This is a genomic window from Micromonospora sp. CNZ280 (genome assembly GCF_011759515.1).
The window spans coordinates 660,888-684,824 of record NZ_JAAOYP010000002.1 but is presented as its reverse complement, the minus strand read 5'-3'; the positions used below and the strand labels follow the sequence as shown (position 1 = coordinate 684,824).

The 23,937-nt window shown below is 72.7% G+C and carries 16 protein-coding genes; 7 read left to right on the top strand and 9 right to left on the bottom strand.

What is annotated here, in order from left to right:
• Positions 1-186: 186 nt before the first annotated feature.
• The 7 genes from FHX32_RS18135 to FHX32_RS18105 form a co-directional block, all read right to left on the bottom strand.
• Positions 187-1,560 carry a permease prefix domain 1-containing protein gene (locus FHX32_RS18135; RefSeq protein WP_167184316.1) on the bottom strand — a complete coding sequence of 458 codons (1,374 nt, stop codon included), beginning with the start codon at positions 1,558-1,560 and terminating at the stop codon, positions 187-189.
• Positions 1,557-1,931: a helix-turn-helix transcriptional regulator gene (locus FHX32_RS18130; RefSeq protein WP_167186124.1), complete on the bottom strand. Its 375-nt coding sequence runs from the start codon at positions 1,929-1,931 to the stop codon at positions 1,557-1,559. The genes FHX32_RS18135 and FHX32_RS18130 overlap by 4 nt, the downstream gene beginning before the upstream one ends.
• Before the next feature lie 124 nt (positions 1,932-2,055).
• Positions 2,056-2,874, bottom strand: coding sequence for a BPL-N domain-containing protein (locus FHX32_RS18125; protein WP_486481166.1), 819 nt, complete (start codon positions 2,872-2,874; stop codon positions 2,056-2,058).
• A 16-nt stretch (positions 2,875-2,890) separates the two neighbouring features.
• Positions 2,891-4,267: a heparan-alpha-glucosaminide N-acetyltransferase domain-containing protein gene (locus FHX32_RS18120; RefSeq protein ID WP_167184312.1), complete on the bottom strand. Its 1,377-nt coding sequence runs from the start codon at positions 4,265-4,267 to the stop codon at positions 2,891-2,893.
• Positions 4,264-5,022 (bottom strand): BPL-N domain-containing protein, encoded by a 759-nt coding sequence (locus FHX32_RS18115; RefSeq protein ID WP_167184309.1) that lies wholly within the window; start codon positions 5,020-5,022, stop codon positions 4,264-4,266. The genes FHX32_RS18120 and FHX32_RS18115 overlap by 4 nt, the downstream gene beginning before the upstream one ends.
• A complete protein-coding gene (locus FHX32_RS18110) occupies positions 5,022-5,831 on the bottom strand; it encodes an arginine deiminase-related protein (protein WP_167184306.1) in 810 nt (269 codons plus the stop codon). The genes FHX32_RS18115 and FHX32_RS18110 overlap by 1 nt, the downstream gene beginning before the upstream one ends.
• Positions 5,832-5,915: 84 nt before the next feature.
• Positions 5,916-9,977 (bottom strand): Pls/PosA family non-ribosomal peptide synthetase, encoded by a 4,062-nt coding sequence (locus tag FHX32_RS18105; protein ID WP_486481165.1) that lies wholly within the window; start codon positions 9,975-9,977, stop codon positions 5,916-5,918.
• Between the two features lie 483 nt (positions 9,978-10,460).
• Between FHX32_RS18105 and FHX32_RS18100 the strand changes: the two genes are divergently transcribed.
• From FHX32_RS18100 to FHX32_RS18075, 6 genes are all read left to right on the top strand, one after another.
• Positions 10,461-10,862 (top strand): hypothetical protein, encoded by a 402-nt coding sequence (locus FHX32_RS18100; RefSeq protein WP_167184303.1) that lies wholly within the window; start codon positions 10,461-10,463, stop codon positions 10,860-10,862.
• Positions 10,863-11,022: 160 nt separating this feature from the next.
• Entirely contained in the window at positions 11,023-12,066 is a 1,044-nt protein-coding gene (locus tag FHX32_RS18095; protein ID WP_167184300.1) for a P1 family peptidase, read from the top strand.
• Positions 12,067-12,611: 545 nt separating this feature from the next.
• Entirely contained in the window at positions 12,612-15,539 is a 2,928-nt protein-coding gene (locus FHX32_RS18090) for an AAA family ATPase (protein ID WP_167184297.1), read from the top strand.
• Between the two features lie 111 nt (positions 15,540-15,650).
• Positions 15,651-15,821: a hypothetical protein gene (locus FHX32_RS18085; RefSeq protein WP_167184294.1), complete on the top strand. Its 171-nt coding sequence runs from the start codon at positions 15,651-15,653 to the stop codon at positions 15,819-15,821.
• A 228-nt stretch (positions 15,822-16,049) separates the two neighbouring features.
• A complete protein-coding gene (locus FHX32_RS18080; protein ID WP_167184290.1) occupies positions 16,050-19,673 on the top strand; it encodes a S8 family serine peptidase in 3,624 nt (1,207 codons plus the stop codon).
• Between the two features lie 29 nt (positions 19,674-19,702).
• A complete protein-coding gene (locus tag FHX32_RS18075; protein ID WP_167184287.1) occupies positions 19,703-20,308 on the top strand; it encodes a molybdopterin-binding protein in 606 nt (201 codons plus the stop codon).
• Between the two features lie 109 nt (positions 20,309-20,417).
• Here the strand turns inward: FHX32_RS18075 and FHX32_RS18070 are convergent, their stop codons facing one another.
• Together FHX32_RS18070 and FHX32_RS18065 are read right to left on the bottom strand one after the other, a co-directional pair.
• A complete protein-coding gene (locus tag FHX32_RS18070; protein ID WP_167184285.1) occupies positions 20,418-21,275 on the bottom strand; it encodes a nuclear transport factor 2 family protein in 858 nt (285 codons plus the stop codon).
• A 63-nt stretch (positions 21,276-21,338) separates the two neighbouring features.
• Positions 21,339-22,394, bottom strand: a complete 1,056-nt coding sequence (locus FHX32_RS18065; RefSeq protein WP_167184282.1) for a sigma-70 family RNA polymerase sigma factor — start codon at positions 22,392-22,394, stop codon at positions 21,339-21,341.
• A 476-nt stretch (positions 22,395-22,870) separates the two neighbouring features.
• Here FHX32_RS18065 and FHX32_RS18060 point away from each other — a divergent pair, with 476 nt between their 5' ends.
• Positions 22,871-23,854: a glycoside hydrolase family 11 protein gene (locus tag FHX32_RS18060; protein WP_167184279.1), complete on the top strand. Its 984-nt coding sequence runs from the start codon at positions 22,871-22,873 to the stop codon at positions 23,852-23,854.
• Positions 23,855-23,937: the final 83 nt, after the last annotated feature.

Here is a 23,937-nt window from a genome sequence, read left to right as displayed (position 1 = left end):
CCCGCGGCTGCCCGGCCGTCGACGCTCGGCGTCGAAGAACCTCCACAGTGCAGCACGCGGCAGCAAGGCGCCATCACCTGACGTGTTCGCGGCAGTCGACACCCGGCGTCGCCGGACGGCCGCGCCGCCGGGCCGGGGCGACGGCCGGTGGCGAGCGTCGTCGGTAGCGGTCGGGCCGTGGGCGGATCAGAGGAAGTCGAACAGTGGGGGAAAGACCAGGACCACGACCCAGGCCCACGCGGCGTACACCGGCAGGTAGCCGGTCTGCCAGCGTTCGATCGCCGCGAACGGGGCGCGTCGGCGGACGAAGCCCAGCAGCAGCCACGCCGACCAGGCGAGATTGGCCAGCAGGATGACGTTCTCGCCGAGGGTCGCCGCCTTGTTGGGTGTGGTGCCGTACTCGGTGATCCGCCCGGTGATCTCCAGCAGCACCAGCACGTCGATGACGAGGGCGCTGACCACGAGGGCGAACTGCAGCTTGTCGAACAGGCCGGGCGGGGCCAGCGGATCGCGGGCGGAGATCGAGTAGAGCAGCAGCCCCAGCACCACGACCAGCAGGAGGTTGAACAGGATCAGCGCTTCCCGCTCGACGTTGATGCCGTTCGCGCTGCGGCCGAGGGCGGCGAGGAAGGCCAGCAGTACGGCGGTGAACAGCGGGGTGAACAGCCGGGTGAGCACCGGCGCGATGTTCTCCACGACGCTCTGCTTGGCCTCGACGAGCCAGCCGGCCACCACCACCGCGGCGGCCGCGCCGCAGGGCAGCAACCACTGCGAGACGAAGCCCTCCGGGGAGAGCCCGATGGCCTCGAAGGTGCCGAACATGAACGCGGTCAGCACGCCGCCGCCGAGGGCGATGAGGACGTAGTAGATGAAGCACTCGCCGGTGAACCGGATGAAGTCCATCCGTCGGCGTGACGAGCGCAGGTCGTCGGCCACGTACGCCAGGCCGACCACGAGCCAGAGCGCGATCGGAAGATGGATGCCGGTCAGCACCACCGACTGGGAGTCGTCGGCGAGGGGATACGCGTTGGCCGCCACCGCGCCGAGCGCGAACAGCGCGACCAGTGCCCCGATCACCGCCTTGCTGGCCTGCCGACGCCAGGCCAGGAAGGCCGCCAGCCAGGGCAGCGTGAAGAGGCTGAGGTTGGTCGCGTAGAACGCGCCGTCCCGCTCGATGCTCATCCCGAACAGCTCCGGCACCTTGACGGAGGCCGCCGCGCCCGCCGCGCAGGCGGCCACCGCGACCAGGTCACGTCGTGCCCGGGTGGGTGCCGCCGGGCCGCCCGTCCCGCTGGTCAGCACCAGTTGCTTCCAGAGCCGTTCCGAATGCTCCCGGGCGAACTCGCGGGACAGGTCGTTCAGGCTGCCCATGCGCTTCACCGCTACCAGGAACGCCTCGTCGGCGCGCAGGCCGACCGCCATCAGCTCGTCGACCGAACCTCGCAGATGGTCCTCGAGCTCGTCGGCGTCGGACTGGTGCAGCTCGGCGCGGCGGTTCACGTGCTGCCGCCACTGGGTGAACTGGGCCTCCAGTTCGCTCCGATCCTCCGGCGCTGTCATGCCTGGCCCTCCAGGGGGACCGCGGTGAATGGCCGGAAGTCGCCGGAGCCGTGCCAGACCTGTTTGAGCGCGCCAACGACGGTGTCCCACTGGCGGCGTTGTTCGGCCAGCTCGGCCAGGCCGCTCCGGGTGATGCGGTAGTACTTGCGCCGTCGCTCCCCGGCGACCGACTGCCAGCTCGACTCGACGTGGCCGAGGCGCTCGAGCCGGTGCAGCAACGGGTAGAGCAGGCCCTCCGTCCAGTCCAGCTCGCCACCGGAAAGCTCGTTGATCCGTCGCAGGATGGCGTAGCCGTAGCTCTCGCCCTCGGCCAGGATGCCCAGCACCATCGGCGTCGCCGAGGCGGCCACGAGATCCTTGGTGACCCGCACGAAACCTCCCGCACCCATCCCTAGAACTCTGATGCATAGTAGTTCTAGGTATCGTCCGGGCACAAGGAACCCGGACCGGCTCAGCGGTGCGGCCGCGACCGGTTCAGCTGAGGCCGGACAGGAGTCAGGTCCCGTCGAGAGCCGGGGCGCTCCGATCCACCGTGGCGCCGATCAGGTCGTGGCCCAGGTCGAACCGGACGCCGTCCGGGTTGGTCAGCCCCACGTCGACGTACCACGAGCGGTCAGCCTCGGGGTGCGGTCCGACCAGGCCCACCCGCCCGGCGCCGTAGCTGGTGACGACGGCGGCGGCCGCGCCGGTGTCGTAGGTGGCGAGCACGCTGCCCGGCGCACCGGGACGCAGCTGGAACGTCGGCCCGTCCTGGAAGTACATGTGCCGGGCGCGTCCGCGCCAGCGCACCTCGACCACCGTGTCGTCGGTGCTGTCGACGCTCGCGCCGGCGGTGTCGATGTAGCGGCCCACCTTCCCGTCGAGCAGGCCGAAGCCGGGATCGGCGGCGGCCAGGTACGCACCCAGGCAGAAGCCGAGGTAGTGCCCACCGTCGCCGACGAAGCCGCGGATTTCCTGGGCGTAGTCGCGCATCCGCCGCCAGGCCGGGCCGACGTTCCCGCCGCCGGGTTGCGCGTACACCGCCGCCTCGGCCAGCGCGCTCCGCGACACCGGCCGCTTCTCGTCCGGGCCGCAGTACTCGGTGCGGAACCCGGCCGGTGCGCCCCGCAGCAGGGCCGCCACCGCCTCCGCGCAGCCGGAGCACGCGGCGGGACCCCGGTAGACCAGCGCCAGCGGCCCGTCTCCGGAGACCGCCGACACCCCGACCCAGCCGAGTGCCGCCAGGGTGCCGGCGGCACCGACACCGACCAGGAGACGCCGCCGACCGACCGTCCGCGCCCTGGCCCGCAGCGGCTCCCATCCGGGCTGCCTCATCTCGCCGTCCGCCCGCTCAGCCAGGGCGCCATCCCGTCGCCGGCGGCTCGACCCGGTAGGCCCGCGGCTCGGGCGCGTACCGTGACATTCCGGTGCCGGGTCGACGACCGTCGCGAACCGCCAGCCGGCGAGCGCCGCCGGAGATCGCCGTCACCAGGCCCTCCAGCGGGCCTCGGCCGGCCGTGGCCCACCAGGCGAAGGCGAACAACACGAACGCCACCACCTGCGCGAGGTATCCGGGCACGGGCGCGAAGGAGTCGAGGTCCGAGTTGATGAACATGACGTGCGCGGTGTAGAGCGTCAGGACCATGCCACCGGCCGCGGCCAGCGGCAGCAGCAGCACGGAGATCGCCCGCCGCGGCAGGCTCCGGGTCACCCGGCTGGCGAGCAGCATGACGGCGAGCAGGGCCAGCGCGCTCCCGGTGGTGGCGAGCAGGTCGAGCGGCGTGCCGGTGTGCGGCGCGTCGACCGCGAGCCACCACCACGTCGAGGTGGGCGTGCTGCCGTCCCCGCCGAACGCGAGCAACTCGGCGATCTGCGCCGCGTCCAGCCCGCTCGTCGGCTGGGTGACCGAGATCTGCTGCAAGCCCCCGTACCGGTGCTGCAGGACCCACGACGCCACCGGCGCCGCGACGGCGAGCGCGACTCCGGTGCCGAGCATCCCGAGGATGGCTCTCGTCCGGGTCAGCGCCAGCCGCCCGACGACCAGGCCGGCACACAGGTACGCCAGCCACGTCACGGCCGGGAACTCTCCGGTGACCGTCAGCTCGGTGAGCAGCGCGACCGGGTCGCCGACAAGGTGGGCGAAGCCCGGGTTGTCGTAGGTCGGCTCCGGCAACCGCGGCAGCAGGAGGTGCTGGAGGACGGGAGCGCCGGCGGCGACGAGCACGCCGGTGACCGCCACCAACCAGGTCGGCAGGAACACCAGCGGGACGGCCAGCAGGAACATCACGGCGTAGAAGGGCAGGATCACCGACGCCAGGGACGCGTCGGTGTAGCCCAGGGCCAGCCCGATCGCGCCGATGGCCAGGGCCCGCACGACCAGTGCCGCCACCGGACCGGAGCCGGCGGTCATCCGGACCCGCTGTCGAGCCGTCAGGAACGCGATACCGACCCCGGCCAGTACCGCGAACGCGGCCGCCGCGCGCCCGGCGAAGGCGGTGAACCACCAGGTGGGTTGCCCGGCGGCGTCGGATTCGGGCAACGAGTGTACGGCGATCATGGCGAGCAACGCGGCGCCCCGGGCGGCGTCCACGCCGAGCAGCCGGGATCGCCCGGCCGGCAGGTCGCTGGTCGAGGGTTGACCGTTGGTGCGCCGGGCGGCGGTGGCGAGCCGGTTCGCCTCGGCGGCCCGGTCGAGGTCCTCCCACGTGAGGTTCGCGGTCTGGGTCATGGCCTCATCACGGTGTCAATCAGGTCGTGGCCGAGGTCGGCGCCGAGCCGGTCGGCGGGCCGCAGCCCGGCGTCCAGGTACCAGTCGTCGGTGGCCTCGGGGTGCGGGCCGACGACGCCGACCCGGCCGGCGCCGTGTCGGGTGACCATCGCGGCGATCGTCCCGTTCGGATACGTCGCGAGGATGTCGGCTTCGGCACCGGGCCGTAGCCAGAAGTACGGGCCGTCCTGGAAGAACAGCCGCCGCCGCCGGCCGCGCCAGGAGACGTCCACGACGGTGTCCCGCGCCGATCTCACGGTCGCGGCGGCGGAGGCGATGTACTGGTCCGTGTCACCCGGCAGCAGGGCGAAGCCGGGGGTGGCCCCGGCGAGGTAGCCGCCGAGGCAGATCCCCAGGTACCTCCCGCCGGAGTGGACGAACTGCCGGATCTCGTCGCGGTGGTGCCTCAGTTGCCGGTAGCCGCGCTTGAGGGTGCCGCCGCCGGGCTGGGCGTAGAGCGCGGCCCCGGCCAGCGCCCGGTGGCTCAGCGGCAGGTCCGCGTCCGGGCCCACGTAGCGGACGTCGAACCCCCAGCGGCTGGACTTGAGCAGCGCCGCCGTCGCCTCGGGGCAGCCGGGCAGCGTGGCCGGACCCCGGTAGACCAGCGCCACCGGCGGTTCCGTCCGCCTGGGTAGGGGCGAGCGCACGGTCAACGCGCGGCCGGTGAGTGCCCGCTCGCCGGCGGCGAGCCAGCGACCGAAGGTGCCCGGCGCCATCACGGCCTGGCCGGCAGGGGGTTGTCGAGGGTCAGCGCCGTGCAGCGCACGCCACCGCCACCCTTGGCGAGTTCGGTGGTGTCGAGTTCGACGACCTCCAGGCCGCGGGCGCGCAGTTCGGCGGCGAGCCGCGGCGCTCCCTTGGTCATGGTCACGGTGGTGCCGTCGCTGATCAGGTTGAGCGCGAACCGGGTCGCCTCCTCGACGGCCACCTCGATCAGGTCCATGCCGAGTCCGCGCAGCCGGCGGCGGCTCTGCTCGTCGAGGGCCTCGGGGCAGTAGGCGAGGGTCCGCCCGGGCTCGACGACCGCCACCGCCAGGTCGAGGTCGTACCAGCGGGGACTCACCGTCCGCAGCGGCACCACCTCGTAGTCCAGCGCCCGAGCGAGGATGTCGTGCATCCGCCGGTCGGTACGCTGCCCGTAGCCGGCGAGCAGCAGGTCGCCGCAGGCCAGGGCGTCACCCTGGCCGCTGAACGGGTAGGGCGCCTCCACGATGTCGTAGTCGTGCTCGATCAGCCACTCCTGGAAGTACGGCAGCTCGGCCTTGCGCTCGGGTGGGGGTGCGCCGAGGACGGCCCGGTCGCCCCGTACCACCGCGGCGTTCGCGGTGAACACCATGTCCGGGCACTCCGGGGCCGACGCCACGTACTCGATGCGGCGGCCCGCCGCCCGGTGCGCGACGACGATGTTCAGGTGTTCGACGACCGCTGCCGCGTGGTCGGGCTGCACCTCGGTGTGCATGTACGGGTTGATCTCGTAGTCGATCCGGAAGTAGGCGGCGTCGGACACCAGGAGCACCCTGTTCATGGAGTGGTTCTTCCTCTCGTGGATGGAGAATGGACGGATCCGGTCGCGGCCGCGTGGTGGCGGCGGCAGCCGTACGGCGCGGCGTCAGGCCGCCCGTTGTTCGGCGGGTTCGCGGGTGAGCACGCCCTGGGCGGGGATCCCGCGCCATCGGGTGCCCGGCGTGAGGTGCTCGCCCTTCATCAGCAGGGAGAGCGAGTCCAGGCTGACGTCGGCGCCGACGACGGCGTCGTAGAGCACGATCGCCCGGGTGCCGATGGTCGCGCCGGCGCCGACGGTAACCACCGACATCTTCATCACCCGGTCCTCGAACAGGTGGGTCTGCAGCGACACCTCGGTGCCCACGGTCGCGTCGTCGCCGATCTGGACCAGGTCGAACTCGGTCAGGTAGGTGGTCCCGATCCAGGTGCGCCGGCCGACCCGGACCCCGAACCAGCGCAGCACCGGCGGCAGGAACGGCGTGCCGACCAGCAGCCCGACGCCGACCGGGACCGCCGCGGCCTCGAAGAGGCCGGTGACGAACTCGGTGCGCCGGACGAAGGGGCTCCAGAGCGGTTCCACCCGGGGCCGGTAGGTGCCGATGATGTTGCGTTTGGTCGCCGCGCAGAACAGGATCACCGCGACGCACGACGCCATCGCGACGAACGGCGACACCAGCGCGGGCACGAGCAGGTCCCGGCCGTTGGCCAGCCAGGAGAGCGCCAGCAGGTAGAGGTAGAAGCTGGCGCCGAGCACCGAGGCCGGCAGGGTGGCGCGGAAGAACTCGACGAACAGCCGATGCGCCACCACCCGGCGCGGCGGGCGGAAGGTCTGCTCCTCGGAGAAGGATCCGCTGCTCTGGCGTACCGGCAGGTGGATCGCCGGTGACCCCAACCAGGACGTGCCCTCCGGGACACTGTCGTGGGGCGGCAGCGTGCTGACGCCGAGCAGCGAGCCGTCACCCATGACCGTGCCGGCCGGCACGAACGCAGCGTTCCCGACGAACGCCCGGCTGCCGACCCGGGTGGGCAGGAACGCCACGCGGCCGTTGCCGAACGTCGCGGCGCCGAGGCTGGCCATGTCGGCGACGAAGCTCTCCGCGCCCAGGGTGAGCAGGTCGGGGTCCAGGTGGGCGGCGGTGGACACCTCGGCGCCCGGCCCCACCCGGGCACCGAGCAGGCGCAGCCAGGGGCCCGTGTAGAGGGTCGCGTAGAGCGAGTTGGTGAACGTCAGGCTGAACTCGAGCAGCTTGTCGACGATCCACTTGCGCACACCGAGCATCGAGTGCACCCGGTGGTGGAAGCCGACCGGCACCCGCGGCAGCACGAGCCGCTTGCCGACGGCGACCACCGCGCAGACGGTGAGGACGTAGACGACGCCGGCCGGAATGGTCGCGACGAGCCCGGCGAGCAGACCCTGGGACAGCAGCACCCACCAGACCAGCGCCACGCTGGGCAGCACCATCGCGATCGCACCGAGTTCCAGGCCGATCAGGCCGACCAGGGCGGCGGCGAGGTGGTGCGGGCGCCAGCCCTTGTCCAGGGGGTGGGAGCTGAGCAGGGCTTCGACGGTGGGTGCGAGCCGGCGGGTCGGGGCCGGTGGCGAACCCGCCCAGCGCGCTCCGGGCGGCACCGTCTCGCCGTGGACGAGGACGGTCTGCTCGCCGACGCCGGCGTGTTCCCCGACCGAGGCGCCCGGCTCGAGCACCGCGTTCGCGCCGACGAAGGCGTGCGCTCCGATGGTGATCGGCCCGACGACCACCCAGCCGTCCTCCGCCCGCCAGGGGCGCAGCGAGACGCCGTACCCGATGGAGGTGTTCCGCCCGACGGAGAGCAGGGTCGGCAGGCCGATCGCGCTGGTCGCGATCATGGTCCGGCGGCCGATCCGGGCGCCGAGCAGCCGCAGGTACGTCGCCATCAGCGGGGAGCCGCTGAGCACGGCGAGCGGCCCGATAGCCAGCAGCGTGTTCAACGCCCAGAGCCGCACGTAGGTGAATCCCCACAGGCGGTACCGGCCGGGCCGGACGCCGGCGGCCAGCGGGCGGGCCAGCAGCACCGGCAGCACCCACCGCACGCCGAGGTAGCTGAGCAGGATCGCGACCATCAGTTCCGCGAGGACGCGCATGGAGACGAAGCCGTCGTTGCGCGTGTAGACGTAGGAGACGGGCAGCGTGACGGCCAGCAGCAGCAGGTAGATCACCGCGCCCTGACCGAACCCGGCCAGCGCGATCCGGCGGCTGCTGTGCCGCAGCGGAGCGGGGCGGGCGGGTGCGCTCGGCCCGGCGACCCGCTCGGCGGCGCCGAGTTGGGCGGCCATGTCACGGACGGTCGGGTGGGCGTACAGGTCGCGGACCGCGGGGTTCACGCCGACGCTGCGGGCCCGCAGCAGCGACACCACCCGCGCCGCGAGCAGCGAGTGTCCACCGAGGTCGGTGAAGAAGTCCGCCTCGACCGAGAGCGCCGCCGGCTCGATGCCGAACGCCTCCGCCCACGCGGCGCGGATCTGTTCCTCCAGCTCGCTCGCGGCGGCCACCAGCGGGCCGGCGGTACGGGTGAGCCGACGGATCGGCGTGGGCAGCCGTTTCCGGTCCACCTTTCCGCTGGGCATGGTCGGCAGCGTGGTGACCACGTCCAGGAAGGAGGGCACCATGTAGGCCGGCAGCCGCGTCTGGAGGGTCTGGCAGAGCCGGGCGGTCAGCTCCGCCCACCCGTCCGCGGTGGCGGCACCGTGGGGGACCAGGTAGCCGGCCAGCTCGCGGGGGGCGTCCGGGCCGTCGGCGACCGGGACGAGCGCCACCACGGCCTCGGCCACCTCGTCGTCCTCCAGCAGCACGCTCTCGATTTCGCCGAGGTCCACCCGATGGCCACGGATCTTGACCTCGGAGTCCGCGCGGCCGAGATACTCGATCTCGCCGTCGGCGGTGAGTCGCCCGAGGTCACCGGTGCGGTACAGCCGGCTGCCGGGCGGCGCCAACGGGTGCTCGATGAACCGGTCGGCGGTGAGTTCGGGGCGTCCGACGTAGCCGCGCGCCACCCCGGGGCCGCCGATGCAGATCTCGCCGATCTCGCCGGCGGGGACCGGCTGGCGCTGCTCGTCGAGCAGCACCACCGAGTAGGTCGGCATCGGCCGTCCGATGGTGACCGGCCGCCCCGGGAGCAGTTCGCCCCAGGTCGCGGTGACGGTCGCCTCGGTCGGCCCGTAGGTGTTCAGGATCCGCCGGCCGGGCCGGCTCCACCGTTCCACGAGCTGGCCGGGGCACGCCTCGCCGCCGACGAGCAGGTTCCGGATCCGGGGCAGGTCGCGCGGGATCGTGGCCAGCAGGGTGGGCACGCAGTAGAAGACGGTGATGCGGGCCTCGTCGAGGAAGTCCGCCAGCTCCGCGCCGAGGCGACGGGAGTCGGTCGGGCCGGCCACCAAGGTCGCGCCGACCGCCCAGGTCGGCCAGATCTCCTCGATCGCGAAGTCGAACGCGATCGTCATGCCCTGGTAGACCCGGTCGGTCGGGCGTACGTCGTACACGCCGGGCACCACGTCGAGGAAGTTGCAGATGCTCGACTGGGCGACCTCGACCCCCTTGGGCCGGCCGCTGGACCCGGAGGTGTAGATCACGTAGGCGCTGGGGTCCGGGTCGGCGTCGAGCTCCGGCCGGTGGCTGGGGGCCGCGGCGAGGTCGGCGGCGCTGTCGTCGATGACGAGCGCGCGGTGGTCGCCCACCCGGTCGGCGAGGGCCGAGGAGGTCAACACCAGGTCGACGGCGGAGTCCTCGGCGATGTACGCGACCCGGTCGGCCGGGGACTCGGGGTCGATCGGCACGAACGCGGCCCCGGCCTTCCCGACGCCGAGCAGCGCCACGTACGTCTCGACCGAACGCTGCAGCAGGACGGCCACCCGGGCGCCGCCCGCGACGCCGAGGGCGCGCAGGTGATGGGCCAGCCGGTTGGCGCGTTCGTCCAGCTCACGGTAGGTCAGCCGGGCGTCGCCGCACTCCAGCGCGACGGCCGACGGGTCCCGGTCGCAGGCGGACTCGAACACGTGGTGCAGACGCCGGTGGACCGGAACGCGGCCGTCGCCGGGTGGCCCGTCCACCGGATCGGCGACCATCTGGCCGGCGACCGTCGCCTCCGGACGCCCCGCTGATGTGGACGCGCTGATGTACCGGACCTGCTCCACGGAAACGCGAACCTCCTGCGCGACACGCTCGAACCCCCGGCTGCCATGCGGCGACCACCCGTGCGGGCCCGGTCGGTCGCCGGGGGAGGGCGCCGACAGGTCCGGAAGGAGGTCGTGGCATATGTCGACAGAAGCTCACAAATAGGGCTAATACCGACGAGGCCTCACGAAGCTAGCAAAGGCCTGGGACCGGCATGACCCGAAACGCCAAGATGTGGGCCGAATCTGCTGATTGAGGCGGCAGTCAGACGACTGACCACCCAGCCAGCTGACTGACGCCGCAGTCAGACGACAACCCACGGGCCGCACCGTCGTTGTAGGGACGGCGGGCCGGGCCCGGCCCGCCCCTGATCTTGGGCAACCCTCCACTGTGGGATCATGGCGGCTCACGTGCGCGATCTTGGCGCCGGAGCTCTTGGAGGAAGTGTGCGCGGATTAGCGCGACGACTGGCCATCTCGATTCTCTCCGCGACCGTCGCCGCGGTGACGCTCGCGTCGCCGGCGCAGGCCGCGGCGAACCCGTTCACCGCGGCGCAGGCCTGCAACAACGACTTCGGTGGCTCGTGGGCGTACGCCAGTGACGGCCACCGGTCGATCTACGCCTCGGACGGCACCAGGGTGGGCGACGTCTACCTGATGTACAACAGCGCCAGCGGGTACAACTGTGTCGCCACCCTCAAGCGGGTCGCCGTCGGCTCGACGACCGGCGTGTCCGCGGGCATCCGGGTGGAGGGCGGCTCCTGGGTCCGTGACCCCGGAAACTACAAGTACTACGCCGCCATCCAGCGCTCCGCCCGGGACAAGTGCGTGATGTACGAGGGTGAGGTGCTCTACTTCACGAGCTGGCAGGGCGCCGGCCGGTACAGCTGGGGCAACTGCGGCTGAGCCACCCTCCGCCCGGGTCCACCGCGAAGGTCGGGAACCTGTCGGGCGTGCGATGCCCCCCGGCCGGCGAGGGACGGTCAGGTAGCCTCCGTCGACCGGTCGGGAGGGCAGTCGCCGGGGCCGACCGGCCCGTAACCCGGCGGGCGAGGACAGGAGCACCATGAGCCAGCTGAGCCGCCGGGCGCGCGACCTGGGGGTCGTCGTCGGACCGCTGTCCATCGGGCCGCACAACGCGATCACCGATGTCGCCGGAATCCTGGTCGGGCACACCACCATCGACGACGGCGCAGACCTGCACACCGGCGTCACCGCCGTCGTACCGAGTCAGCTCGGCCCGGGTCGGTGGACCCTGCCGGCCGCGGTGTACGCCGGCAACGGCCACGGGAAGCTCGTCGGCTCCACCCAGGTGGACGAGCTCGGCGTACTGGAGTCGCCGATCGTCCTGACCGGGACGCTGTCCGTGTTCCGCGCCGCGGACGCCCTGCTCGGCTACCTGATGGACCAGCGGCCGGACGGCCTGTCGTTCAACCCGCTGGTCGGCGAGACCAACGACGGGCACCTGTCGGACATCCGCCGCCGTCCGGTCGGTGCGGAACACGTGCTGGCCGCCATCACCTCGGCGTCCGCCGGGCCCCCCGCCGAGGGCTGCGTCGGGGCCGGCACCGGCACCACCGCGCTGGGCTTCAAGGCCGGCATCGGCACCTCGTCCAGGACGGTACGGGTGGGCGACCGCCCGGCGACCGTCGGCGCCCTCGTCCAGTCCAACTTCGGCGGAGTGCTGACCGTGCTCGGCGTCCCGCTGCCGGTCGAGGAGCTGGTCGCGGACGCCGACCGGACCGAAGCACCGGGCAACTCGTGCATGATCGTGGTGGCCACCGACGTGCCCCTGGACGCCCGGCAACTCGGCCGGGTCGCCCGGCGGGCGGTCTTCGCGATGGGCCGGGTCGGCGCGTCGTACAGCAACGGCAGCGGCGACTACGCGATCGCGGTCAGCACGGCCTCGCCCGAGCGGCCACCGATCCCGGACGGGGAGATCAACCCGGTCTTCGCCGCCGTCCTGGACTCGGTCGAGGAGGCGCTGCTCAACTCGCTGTTCACCGCCGTCACCACCACCGGTGTCGGCGGCCGTACCAGCCACGCCGTGCCCCATGCGGCGGTGATCCGCCGACTGTCGGCGGCCGGCCGGCTGGCCACGCCCGCCTGATCGGGCGGCGAACGCGGCGCCGCGTCGCGCGGCAGCGGATGGCGTTCACGGTCGTCAGGCGTCGCGCCAATCTGCGTCGGCGGTAGGGCGCCGTTTGCAATTGCCGATTTGGCCACCGCGGTCGGGCGCGACGGGTGCCCGGTCACCGCGGCGAATACCGCGAATGCGGCTCGGGGCGACGGTCGCCCGGCTTTGTCGCCGGTTCTCGGTGGATGTTCGCCGAGCCGGCTGCCGCCGATCGGCCGGACGCCGGCGCATTGCCGGCGTATTGCCGGCTCCGGCGGCGAGGCGGTCCGATCAGGGCCGGGATCCGCTGCTCCACGCCGCCGCGCAAGCCGTCCACGCAGGACGGACGCACCGGTCCGGCGGCAGGGTAAAAGCTAAGCTATTTATGTGTCATATCCGGTTATGTGCGCGCCACCACCCGCGCGCCGGATCCGGCCAGTCTCACTAGCTGGACCGCATTAGGAATTGTTGGACATCAACCCTACCATCGCGCGAGAATCGCCCCGAACCGGTGATCGACCGGGAGGGGGCGGGCGCTGGTGAGACGGGCCGACATCGACGTCATTGAACTTCCAGCACTCTCCGTGCCGCGGTTCGTCGGGCGTGACCGGGAGGTCGCCGTGCTCGGCGAGGCGCTCGGCCGAGCGCCGGCGGTGGTCCTGCTCGACGGGGAAGCCGGCATCGGCAAGACCCGGCTGCTGCGGGAGTTCCTGGCCTCCTCGGCCGAGCGGGGGCCGCGTGCCCTGGTCGGAGCCTGCCCGCCGCTGCGCGAGCCGTACACCCTCGGCGCGGTGGTGGACGCGGTGCGCGAGGGTGTCGGCAGCGTGTCCGACCTGCGGCTCAGCGGCCTGGCCGGTGCGCTGCGGCCACTGTTTCCCGAGTGGGCGGCCGACCTGCCGCCGGCGCCGGAGCCGCTGGAGGACGCGACCGCGGCCCGGCACCGGCTGTTCCGCGCCTTCGTCGAACTGCTCAGCCGGCTCGGCGTGGCGGTGCTGGCCCTCGAGGACGTGCACTGGGCGGACGAGGCGACCCTGGAGTTCCTGCTGTTCCTGGTCTCCCGCCGGCCCCAGCCGGTGAGCGTGGTGCTGACCTACCGGCCGGAGGAACTGCCCCCGGATTCGCTGCTGTTGCGGCTCTCCTCCCGGCTGCCGGCCGACGCGCACCTGGTCAGGCTGACCCTCAAGCCGCTGGGGGTCGACGAGACCGCCGCGATCGTCTCCTCGATGCTCGCCGACGAGCACGTCTCGGCCGAGTTCGCGGCCTTCCTGCACAGCCGGACGGAGGGCGTGCCGCTGGCGGTGGAGGAATCGGTGCGGCTGATGCACGACCGGGCCGACCTGATCCGCCAGGACGGCGCGTGGGCGCGCCGCCGACTGGACCACATCGAGGTGCCACCCACCATCCGCGATGCCGTGCTGGAACGCGTCGGGCGGCTCCGGCCCGACACGCGCACGGTCCTGCACGCCGCCGCGGTGCTCTCCGATCCGGCCGACTACCCGATCCTCAACGCGGTGACCGGGCTTGCCGAGGACCGGGCCGGTGCGCGGGTGGCCGAGGCACTGGGCTGCGGCCTGCTCCGGGAGGACGGGCGCGGGCAGTGGTCGTTCCGGCACTCACTGGCCTGCCGCGCCGTCTACGAGGCCATCCCCGTCCAGGAGCGCCGGGCCATGCACCTGCGCGCGGGCCGGGCGCTGGCGGAATCGGCGCTGCCGCCGGTGGCGCAACTGGCCCGGCACTTCCGGGAGGCCGGCGAGGTCGAGGCGGCGTGCCGGTACACCGAAGAGGCGGCCGACCTCTCCACACAGTCCGGCGACGTGGCCACCTCGGCCCTGCTGCTGCACAACCTGGTCACCACGGTGGCCCTGCCGGCGGAGCCACTGGTGCGGCTGGTGACGAAGATCCAGTTTCAGTCGCTGCCCGGCTCCGATCCGTACTCGAAGGTCGTCGAATCGCTGCGGACCGCTCTCCGGGCTCCGGCGTTGACGGCGGAACAGGAGGCCCTGGTCCGCTTCCAGCTCGGCCGGGTGCTCATGGTGGCCGGCGCCATGGAGGCGGGCCGACTCGAAATCGCGGAGGCGGTGCCGCGCCTCACGCCGGACTCGCTGGAGGCGGCGCGCGCGCGGATCTTCCTCGCCATCCCGCTCGGCGACGCGCGCCCGGCCGCCGAGCACCTGCGGTGGCTGTACGAGGCGCCCGCCGTGGCGCCGTCGATCGCACCGCACGAGCGGTTGCGGCTGTTCCTGGAACGCGCCTTCGCGCTGCTCATGCTCGGCGAGGAGGCCGGGTGGGCCGAGGCGCGGCAGATCCCGGACGACACCGCCAGCCCGCGGGAGGCGGCGCTGCTCGCGATCGGCCAGACGAACGTCGCCGAGGCGGCCATGCGGTGGGGCCGGTACGAGGAGGCCAGGACGAGACTGGCCAGGGCGCTCGCCCTCGCCGACAGCCACCAGTTCCTCGGTCACCTCGGCAGCATCGCCTCGACCCGGGCCCACCTGGACTGGTTCACCGGCGCCTGGGACGGGCTCGCGGACCGGGCGACGGCGCTGGTCGGCGATGACGACGGGGTACGGCTCAAGGACCGGTGCGAGGCGGCCCTCGTGGCGGGCCTGATGCAGCTCGCCGCCGGCGACCGGGCGGCGGCCGAGGAACGGCTGCGCTTCGCCGGCCGGGACGACCAGCAACGCATCGAGGCCGCGGCCGCGCTGGCGCAGTTGCACCTGCGCGACGGCGACGCCGACGAGGCACTCCGGATCACCGACGAGCCGGCCGAGATCACCGTCCGCAGCGGAGTCTGGCCCCGCGCCACCGAGCTCGCCCCGGTACGGGTCGCCGCGCTGGTGGCCGCCGGCCAACTCGACCGCGCCACCGACCTGGTGACCGCGTTCGCCCGGGACCTCGGTGACAAGGACGCGCCGGCGCCGCAGGCGTCCCTGGTGGGGTGCCGTGCGATCCTGGCCGAAGCCGAGGGGCAGCCGGCGCGCGCCGCGGCGCTGTTCGCCCAGGTGTCCGCCGCGTGGCAGGCGATGCCACGCCCGTACGACGCCCTGCTGGCCCGGGAGCACCAGGCCCGCTGCCTGCTCGCCGCCGGCCGGCACGAGTCGGGCCTGACGATGCTGTCCGAGGTCTCGCGGGCGTTGTCGAAGCTCGGCGCGCACAACGACGCCGACCGGGTGGCGCGGTTCCTGCACGGGCACGGATGGGGCGGTCCGGTGGCCCGGGGCCGCGGTCGGCCGAGCTACGGCAACCAGCTTTCCCCACGCGAGCTGGAGGTGGCTCGCCTGCTGGTCGGCGGCCGGACGAACCGGCAGATCGCCGACGCCCTGGTGGTGTCGACGCAGACGGTGGCCAGCCAGCTGAAGTCCGCCATGCGGAAGCTGCGCGTGACGTCACGGACGGCGCTCGCGATCCGGGTCGTGGAGCTGGGGCTGGTCGGCGAGCAGGGGCATCTGCCGGCGGGCGACGAATAAATTCGCGCGACCTCGGCGGCGACGAAGAAACAACCCCCGAGCCAGCGACGAGTTTAAATACCGCGTTTGACCAATCGAGCCGGCAGCGGGCTTGATCGCACACTTCTCACCATGCTGCCCACCGATCCGCCGACGCCCGAACCGGCCGGCGTCCCCGCCGAGCCGGCCCGTCGTGCGAAGGACGACCAGGCACCGGCAGGACCGCCGGAGAGCCCGGCAGACGCACCGACCGCCGAGGGCGCGGCCGGTGCCGACGTGGCTGGCGAGTACGAACCGCTCTAGCGAGGAGTCCCGATGACCAGACCCTGATCGCCCCCGACCGGCGTCGTCCCACCCCGGACCGCGCCCGACCCGACCCGGCTCGCACGGCCACAAGCCTTCGCGGGCATCGAGGCGCCGGACCACGTCCCGCGCCCACGCACACCCGCACATCTGTAACCGCAGAATGGCAGGAGCTGAGAGATGAGGCGAAGCCCGGCAACAAGGCGTCTCGGGCGACGCTTGGGCGCGGTGACCGCCGGTCTGGCCATCTTCGCGATGGTCGTGTCGACCACGGCGGCACACGCGTCCGAGCCGATCCGGCAGGCGCCGATACCCGAGGTCCCGCAGAAGCGGACCGTGACCGTGACCGCCAACGACGACCTGTTGCGGGTCGTCGCCGCGTCCGGCGCGACCCTCCCGCTGACGCTGGTCACCGGCGACAAGGTGTACGTCGGCGTCGACGCCGACGGCAAGCCGGTCGTCCGGGACATCGAGAGCGCCCCCCGGCCCGACGGATCCGACGTCGTGTTCCACACCCTCACCCGGACGGGCGCCGTGCACGTCGTGCCGAACGACGCCCTCTCGTTGCTCGGCAACGGGGTGCTCGACTGGGGGCTGTTCGACCTGACCAAGCTGGCGACGCTCGTCGCGTCGGGCCAGGTCGGCGAGGTACCGGTGCTGGTCACGTACACCGGGAAGGCCGCGGCCGACAAGGCGCCCAGGGTCGCCGGCGCGGCCGGCGGCAAGGCGCTCCCGAGCATCAACGGCCGCTCGATGGCCATCGCCGGGGACGGTCGGTGGTGGCAGGACGTGCGGGGCAAGACGACGCCCGGCGCCGCTGCCGCCCGTTCCGCCGGTTCGCTGGCCGGGGTCAAGAAGGTGTGGCTGAACGAACTGGCCCGGATCAGCCTGGACTCCTCCGTACCGCAGATCGGCGCGAACATCGCCTGGAGCCGCGGCTACGACGGCACCGGCGTGTCGGTGGCGGTGCTGGACAGCGGCATCGACCCCAACCACCCGGACGTGGCCGGCCGGATCGTCGAGCAGGTCGACTTCAGCGGCAACGCCCAGGGCCCCCGGGACGGGCACGGACACGGCACCCACGTGGCGGCCACCATCCTGGGCACCGGAGCCGCGTCCAACGGACTGCGCAAGGGCGTCGCGCCCGGCGCTCAGCTGCGGGTCGGCAAGATCTGCAACGACGGCGGTTCCTGCGCCCTCGACGCGATCATCGCCGGTATGGAGTGGGCCGCCCACTCCGGCGCCAAGGTCGTCAACATGAGCATCGGTGGCAGCGCCACCGACGGGACCGACCCGATGAGCGAGTCGCTCAACCAGCTCAGCCGCGACACCGGAACCCTGTTCGTGGTCGCGGCCGGCAACAGCGGCCCGCAGGGCGAGACGGTCAGCGCCCCGGGCGCCGCCGACGAGGCACTGACCGTGGCCGCGGTCGACAAGGAAGACGCCATGGCCGACTTCTCCAGCCGGGGACCCCGGGTCGGGGACGGCGCCGCCAAGCCGGACATCGCGGCTCCGGGCGTGGACATCGTCGCGGCCCGTGCCGCCGGCACGGCGATGGGCACGGTGGTGGACGAGCACTACACCACCGCCAGCGGCACCTCGATGGCCACCCCGCACGTGGCCGGCGCCGCGGCCATCATCGCCCAGCAGCACCCGGACCTGACCGGCCAGGAGATCAAGGCGCTGCTGATGGGCACCGCCACCGACCTCGGGCACGACGTGTACGCCCAGGGCGTCGGCCGGGTCAACGTCGGAACCGCGGTCGACCCGACGATCATCGCGAACGGGAACCTGAGCTTCGGCCGGCTGGCCTACCCGCACTCGCCGCAGGTTAAGAAGGTCACCTACACCAACCACACCGACCAGCCGATCACCCTGAAGCTCGCCACGTCGATCTCCTCCGGCGACCAGCCCGCTCCGGCCGGCCTGTTCACCGTCAGCAGCGACGAGGTGGTCGTGCCCGGCAACGGATCGGCCGAGGTGTCGGTGACCGTCGACGGCCGGGTGCTGGACACCGGTGGGGTCTTCGGGCGCTACACCGGTCTGCTGAACGCCCACGACCCGACGGGCACGCTGCGGGCCACCACCCGGGTCAGCACCTTCCTGGAGCCCGAGCGGTTCGCGCTGACCATGAACGTCGTCCCGCCGACCGGCGCCAGCACCGTCCGCTACGGCAACGCCGTCTTCCTGCCGGTCGACGACCAAGTGCTGCTGCACGACGGCCCGGTCGGCATGGACGGCGCGGACTCGATGACCGCGCCGCTCTTCGGCGGCGTCTACTCGGCCGCCGTCGCGGTGGAGTGGCAGGACGAGGCCGGCGAGTGGCACACCGCCGTCCCGGCGGTGGCGGAGGTGCGACTCACCAAGGCCACCACGGTCACCCTGGACCTGCGCAAGGCCAGGCCGGTGCGGGTGCAGACGCCCGTGCCGACCGAGACGTACGACGCGGTCAACTCCTTCGAGCGGGTCTCGGCGACCGGAGCGTGGGCGATGACTGCGGAGCTCAGGGCCGGATACGGCGCCGACGAGCCGAACTGGTGGGCACTGCCGACCGGCAGGGTGCGCACCGGCACCCTCACCCACGACACCCACACCGTGCTCGCCACGCCGACGGTCACCATGCGGGTGCTCGGCGCCGGCCACACCTTCGGGCTGCCCGCCCGGTACCACACCCCGGACGCCACGATCGCGGTCGGCGCGCAGCAGTGGCGCGAGGGCGAGACGACGATCAGCCGGGACATCACCGTCGCGGTTCCCCGGCTGCCGATCCGCGGAACGGTGCCCGTGGTCCACGCGGGCACCGGGTCCGCCGCCGACCTCGCCAAGGTCGACGCCCGGGGCAGGCTGGTGCTGCTGACGCCCGCCGACATCTGCGACACGACCTGCGACTTCCTGCGGCTGCGGGACGAGCGGGTGGCGGCGGCCGCCGCCGCGGGCGCCGTCGGTGTACTGGTCGCGGCACCGGGGCTCACCTCGCTGGGCGCCGTCCCCGCGCAGAGCACCGAATGCGCGGACGGGCCGCAGAGCTGCCCGGCGGTCCAGCCGTACGCCGCGCTGCCGATCGTGTCCGTGGCGTACGCCGAGGCGGACCGCCTGATCAGGCGGCTCACCGCCACGCGGAACGTCCAGGTCATGCTCGGCGGCAGCACCACTCCGACGGTCTACGGCGCCGCGTTCGGCACGGACGGCCAGATCCCGCGGGACCTGCCGTACCGGGCCAGGACGAAGGACTTCGACCGGGTCGACCACTACTTCCACGCTGACCGGCCCGGCGAGGTCACCGGCCTCACCTGGCAGCAGGAGTCGAAGTCCGGGCCGGTCGGGGTCTCCCTGAAGCTGCCGCGCACCACCACCCAGCAGACCCTGACCATGTTGGTCAAGCGGCAGGGTGAGGCCGTCAACCGGTACGGCACCACCTGGGCCGAGTACGCCGGACCTGCCGTCCTCGGCCGGGACGGCGGCGAGACGCAGGACGTGGTCCTCGGCGGCCGGCAGAAGCTGCACTGGAACACGGGACCGACCGTCCCGGGGGCGGTGCCGCAGGTGCGGACCAGGTCCGGCTTCACGGTCCCGACCGGGATGCTCTGCTCGGGCTGCCGGCAGGGCGACACCTTCTACCCGACCTTCTACCTGACCGGCAGCGGCGGGGCCCGCCAGGCGATGATCGGCATCGTCAACGACACCGGTATCGCCGAGGTCTACTTCGGATCCCCGGCCTGCGAGGCGCCCGCGTGTGACTTCACGCTGTTCAACCAGTCCGGCGAGGAGGTCGAACGTCGCCTGCAGCGGATCACGTTCGGCTTCGGCAGCGCCGGCGAAACGCCGGACTCCATCCTCGGGGGCCGGCGATGACGGTCGACACTGGTAAGGAGACCAACGCGATGAACACGAGTGTGCCGTCGTCGCGGCGCCGGAAGGGGACCGTCGCGGCGCTGGTGACCGCGGCCGTGTTCGCCCTCGGCTGCTCCGTCGGCGGGGATGTCGTCGGCTACGACCTGCCGGCGGAGTCGGCCCGGTACACGTTCGAGGCGGAGACCAACGGGGTCAGGACGGTGTGGGAGTACACCTCCGACAAGCCGACCGAGGGGGACGCCCCGGAGCTGCAGCCGTGCATGGGTGACGTGCTCGGCGACCAGGCCGCCTGCCGGCCGGAGCCGCTGATCTTCCTGCGGTACGACCTCGGGCTGGCCCTGGACAACACCGCCCGGGCCGGGCGCGCTCACCAGATCACGGTGGTCGGCTACTACCAGGAGCGGCTCACCGCCCCGCCGGCGGTGACCGTGCTCCGGGTCGAGGCCAGCTTCGACGGTGGCCGGACCTGGCACCCGGCGACCACCCGGACCGCCGGTAGGAACACCTTCACCGCGGAGATCAGGCACCCGAACCGGGAGCAGGCCGCCGAGGGGGTCGGGCTGCGGGTCAGCGCGACCGACAGCGGGGGCAACACGGTGAAGCAGACCCTTCCCACCGCGTACCGGCTGCGCTGACAGGGCCGCCGCACGGGTGATCCCGGGATCACCGGCTGGCCGTGGCGCCGGCAGCGGCCAGCGCCGGAGGGAGCGTCCCGATCACGGACGCTCCCTCCGGCACGTGCGCTCAGGGGTGCAGATCGGTTCTCGCCACGCCGCTGGCCGGGTCGTACGGGTAGGACAGGTGCTGGTGGACCATCAGCCAGTCGCCGTCGCGGCGGGCGAAGATCCGGGTTCCGCGTGACCAACTCTCGACCGGCGGGCCGTCGGCCGGCCGCAGCTGCACGTGGTTGAGGCCCCAGGCGACGGCGAGGTCACCGTCGACCATGATCGTCAGGTCGGGCACGTCCCACCGGACGGCACCGTCGCCGGCGGCGTCGAGGCCGGCCGCACAGATTTCGCGTACCGCCTGGCCGCCGACGTACCGCAGGGGCCGCTCGTGCTCGTACGAGACGACGTCGTCGGCGATGGCCGCCATCAGGTCGTCGAGGTCCTTCGCGGCGGTGCCGGCGAACCACCGCTCATGGAGCTGACGCACCTCCTGCTCGGCAGCGACGGCGTCGCCGGTGCCGGCCGGGTCGGCGGTCGAGTCGACGCTCGGGAAGGAGTGGTGTTCGTGGGTGACGACCCACCGGCCCGCCCGCTTGCGCAGCCCGAGCGTCAGCCGCAGCCGGTTGCCCGGAGCGGCGGCGAGGTCGGCCGGGGTGCCGCAGCGCAGCAGGGCGTACGCGAAGGCGACCTCGTCGCCGGCGGTGATCTCCAGCTCCTCGATCTCGAAGGAGGCGCCCTGGGCCTGCCAGCGGAAGAACGGCGGCCAGGTCTGCTGGTACGCGTCGAGGCCGCGCACGCCGTCGTACGGCGGGGGCACGTCGAACATCACGATGTCCTCGTGGTGGTCGGCGAGGACCGTGGCGAGGTCGCCGCGGTGGACCGCCCCGGCCCACCGCTCGATCAGGGTGCGGATCTGTTCCTCGTTCGTCGTCATCGTCGGCTCGGCCCTTCCGGTTGGTGTGTCCGTCAGGACTACAACCCCGGCCTGGGCGGAAATTCATCGCGCGCCGACGAGGCCCTCGCCGGGCAGCTCGGCGGGGAGGCCGTACGTGGGTAGGTGGGCGTCCAGGAACGAGACCACCTCGGCCACCCGCCGGCCCCGCAGGACGAGCAGGTCCAGGCCGCCCGGGAGGTACGCCGACCGGTCGTCGTCCCACCGGTAGGTACCGAACGCGAGCTGCCCGTTCGCCCGGGCGGGCAGGAAACGCCAGCGGTGCCGGCGTGCCGCGTCGAGCAGGAAGCCGCGGATCCCGTCGTGCCCCTGGTACCAGGTCCGCAGCGGCGGCATCGAGTACCGCGCGTCCTCGGTCAGCAGGGCCACGATGGCGTCGACGTCACCGGCCTCCCACGCGGTGACGTACCGCTGGACCAGCTCCCGCCGCGCCGTGTCGCCGAGCGCGTCGAGGGTGCGCTGCTGGCTGGTCTCCGGCAGCAGCTCGGCCAGCACCCCGCGGGCGCGCTGCAGCGCGCTGTTGACCGCGGCGACCGTGGTCTCCAGCAGCTCGGCGGCCTCCCTGGCCGGGTAGCCGAGGACGTCGCGCAGCAGCAGGGCGGCGCGCTGCCGGGCCGACAGGTGCTGCAGGGCGGCGACGAACGCCAGCTCGACGCTCTCCCGCGCGACCACCTGGGCCTCCGGGGTCAGCCGGTCGCTCCAGCCCAGCAGCCGATCCGGGTACGGTTCGAGCCACGCCGCCTCCGCCAGGGGCGCGCCGTCCGGGCTCAGGTCGGTGGGCAGTTCGCGCCGCCCCCGGCGCTCGATCAGGGTGAGCGACCGGTTCGTCGCGATCTTGTACAGCCACGGCCGGATCGACCCCCGGCCGGCGAACCGATCGAGGCTGCGCCAGGCCCGGTCCAGGGTGTCCTGGACGGCGTCCTCGGCGTCGTGCACGGATCCCAGCATCCGGTAGCAGTGTGCCCGCAGTTCGTCGCGCAGCGGCCCGACCAGCCGGCCGAAGGCGGCACCGTCACCGGCCCGGGCCGCGGCCAGCAACTCCGCTGCCGCGGACCCGTCCGCCGGACCGGTACCGCGCCCGCGCTCCTCGACCTGACCCACCACCGCACGCTAGCGCGGCCGGACCTGTCGCGGAACGGGGGAGCAGCCGACCCACCTCTGGTCCGGAACGTTTCCAAAACTTCCGGTGGCTCGGCTCCCGTTCCGATCCTCCCGGATGGCCCTGCCATTCACGTCCTCGTGAGCCGGCACCTCATGCCATCGGATTTACCTGGGCGAATGCCTCCTGATGGTTCTCTGGTCCGCTGCGCCAACTCCGAAATATTTCCGAGAAATATTGACACCTTTATGGAGTCGAGTCGATACTTTCGGCATCGACAGACCTCGACATCTGTCGATCCGGGTCACCCACCGCGACCCGGCCCGCCGGTCACCGCCCGCACGGCGACCGGTCAACCCCACCACGTCGTACGACGCCGACGCGCGGTGGCCGCCACCCCGACCGCCGGCCGCCGCGCCCGGGGTCGTACCAGGCTGCCTGGCCTCCCCGCCAGCCATCACGAGGAGGAAGCACGCTCATGAACGACGTCTCCGTCCGACCGCCGCAACACCGCCGGGGCCGCCTCAGACTGCTCGTCGGCGGCGCCTGCGCCCTGGCGCTCGTCGTGGCCAGCACGATGCTGCCCGGTGTCGCCAGCGCGGCCGTGACCTCGAACCAGACCGGCACCCACAACGGCTACTTCTACTCGTTCTGGACCGACAGCGCCGGAACGGTCTCCATGGAACTGGGCTCCGGTGGCAACTACAGCACCTCGTGGCGCAACACCGGGAACTTCGTCGCCGGCAAGGGCTGGAGCACCGGAGGGCGCCGGAGCGTGAGCTACTCGGGCAGCTTCAACCCGTCCGGCAACGCCTACCTGACGCTCTACGGGTGGACCCGGAACCCGCTGGTGGAGTACTACATCGTGGACAACTGGGGCACCTACCGGCCCACCGGCACCTACAAGGGCACCGTGACCAGCGACGGCGGCACGTACGACATCTACCAGACGACGCGGTACAACGCCCCGTCCATCGAGGGCACCAGGACCTTCAACCAGTACTGGAGCGTGCGGCAGTCGAAGCGCACCGGCGGCACCATCACCTCCGGCAACCACTTCGACGCCTGGGCCAGCAAGGGCATGAACCTGGGCAGCCACGATTACATGATCATGGCCACCGAGGGATACCAGAGCAGCGGCAACTCCAACATCACCGTGGGCGGCTCCGGCGGCGGCGGTGGCGGTGGCGGCGGGGGTGGCTGCACCGCGACCCTGTCGGCCGGTCAGCAGTGGAGCGACCGCTACAACCTCAACGTCTCGGTCTCCGGCTCCAGCACCTGGACCGTGACGATGAACGTTCCGTCCCCCGCCAGGATCATCGCCACCTGGAACATCAACGCCAGCTACCCGACCGCCCAGCAACTGGTCGCCACGCCCAACGGCAGTGGCAACAACTGGGGCGTGACCATCCAGCACAACGGCAACTACACCTGGCCGACGGTCTCCTGCAGCACGGGCTGACCCCGCTGTCGCACCACCGCCCGGTGGCGCGCCGACCGCGATCCGGCGCGCCACCGGCGTTGCGGCCGCCGTCGATGGTGAGC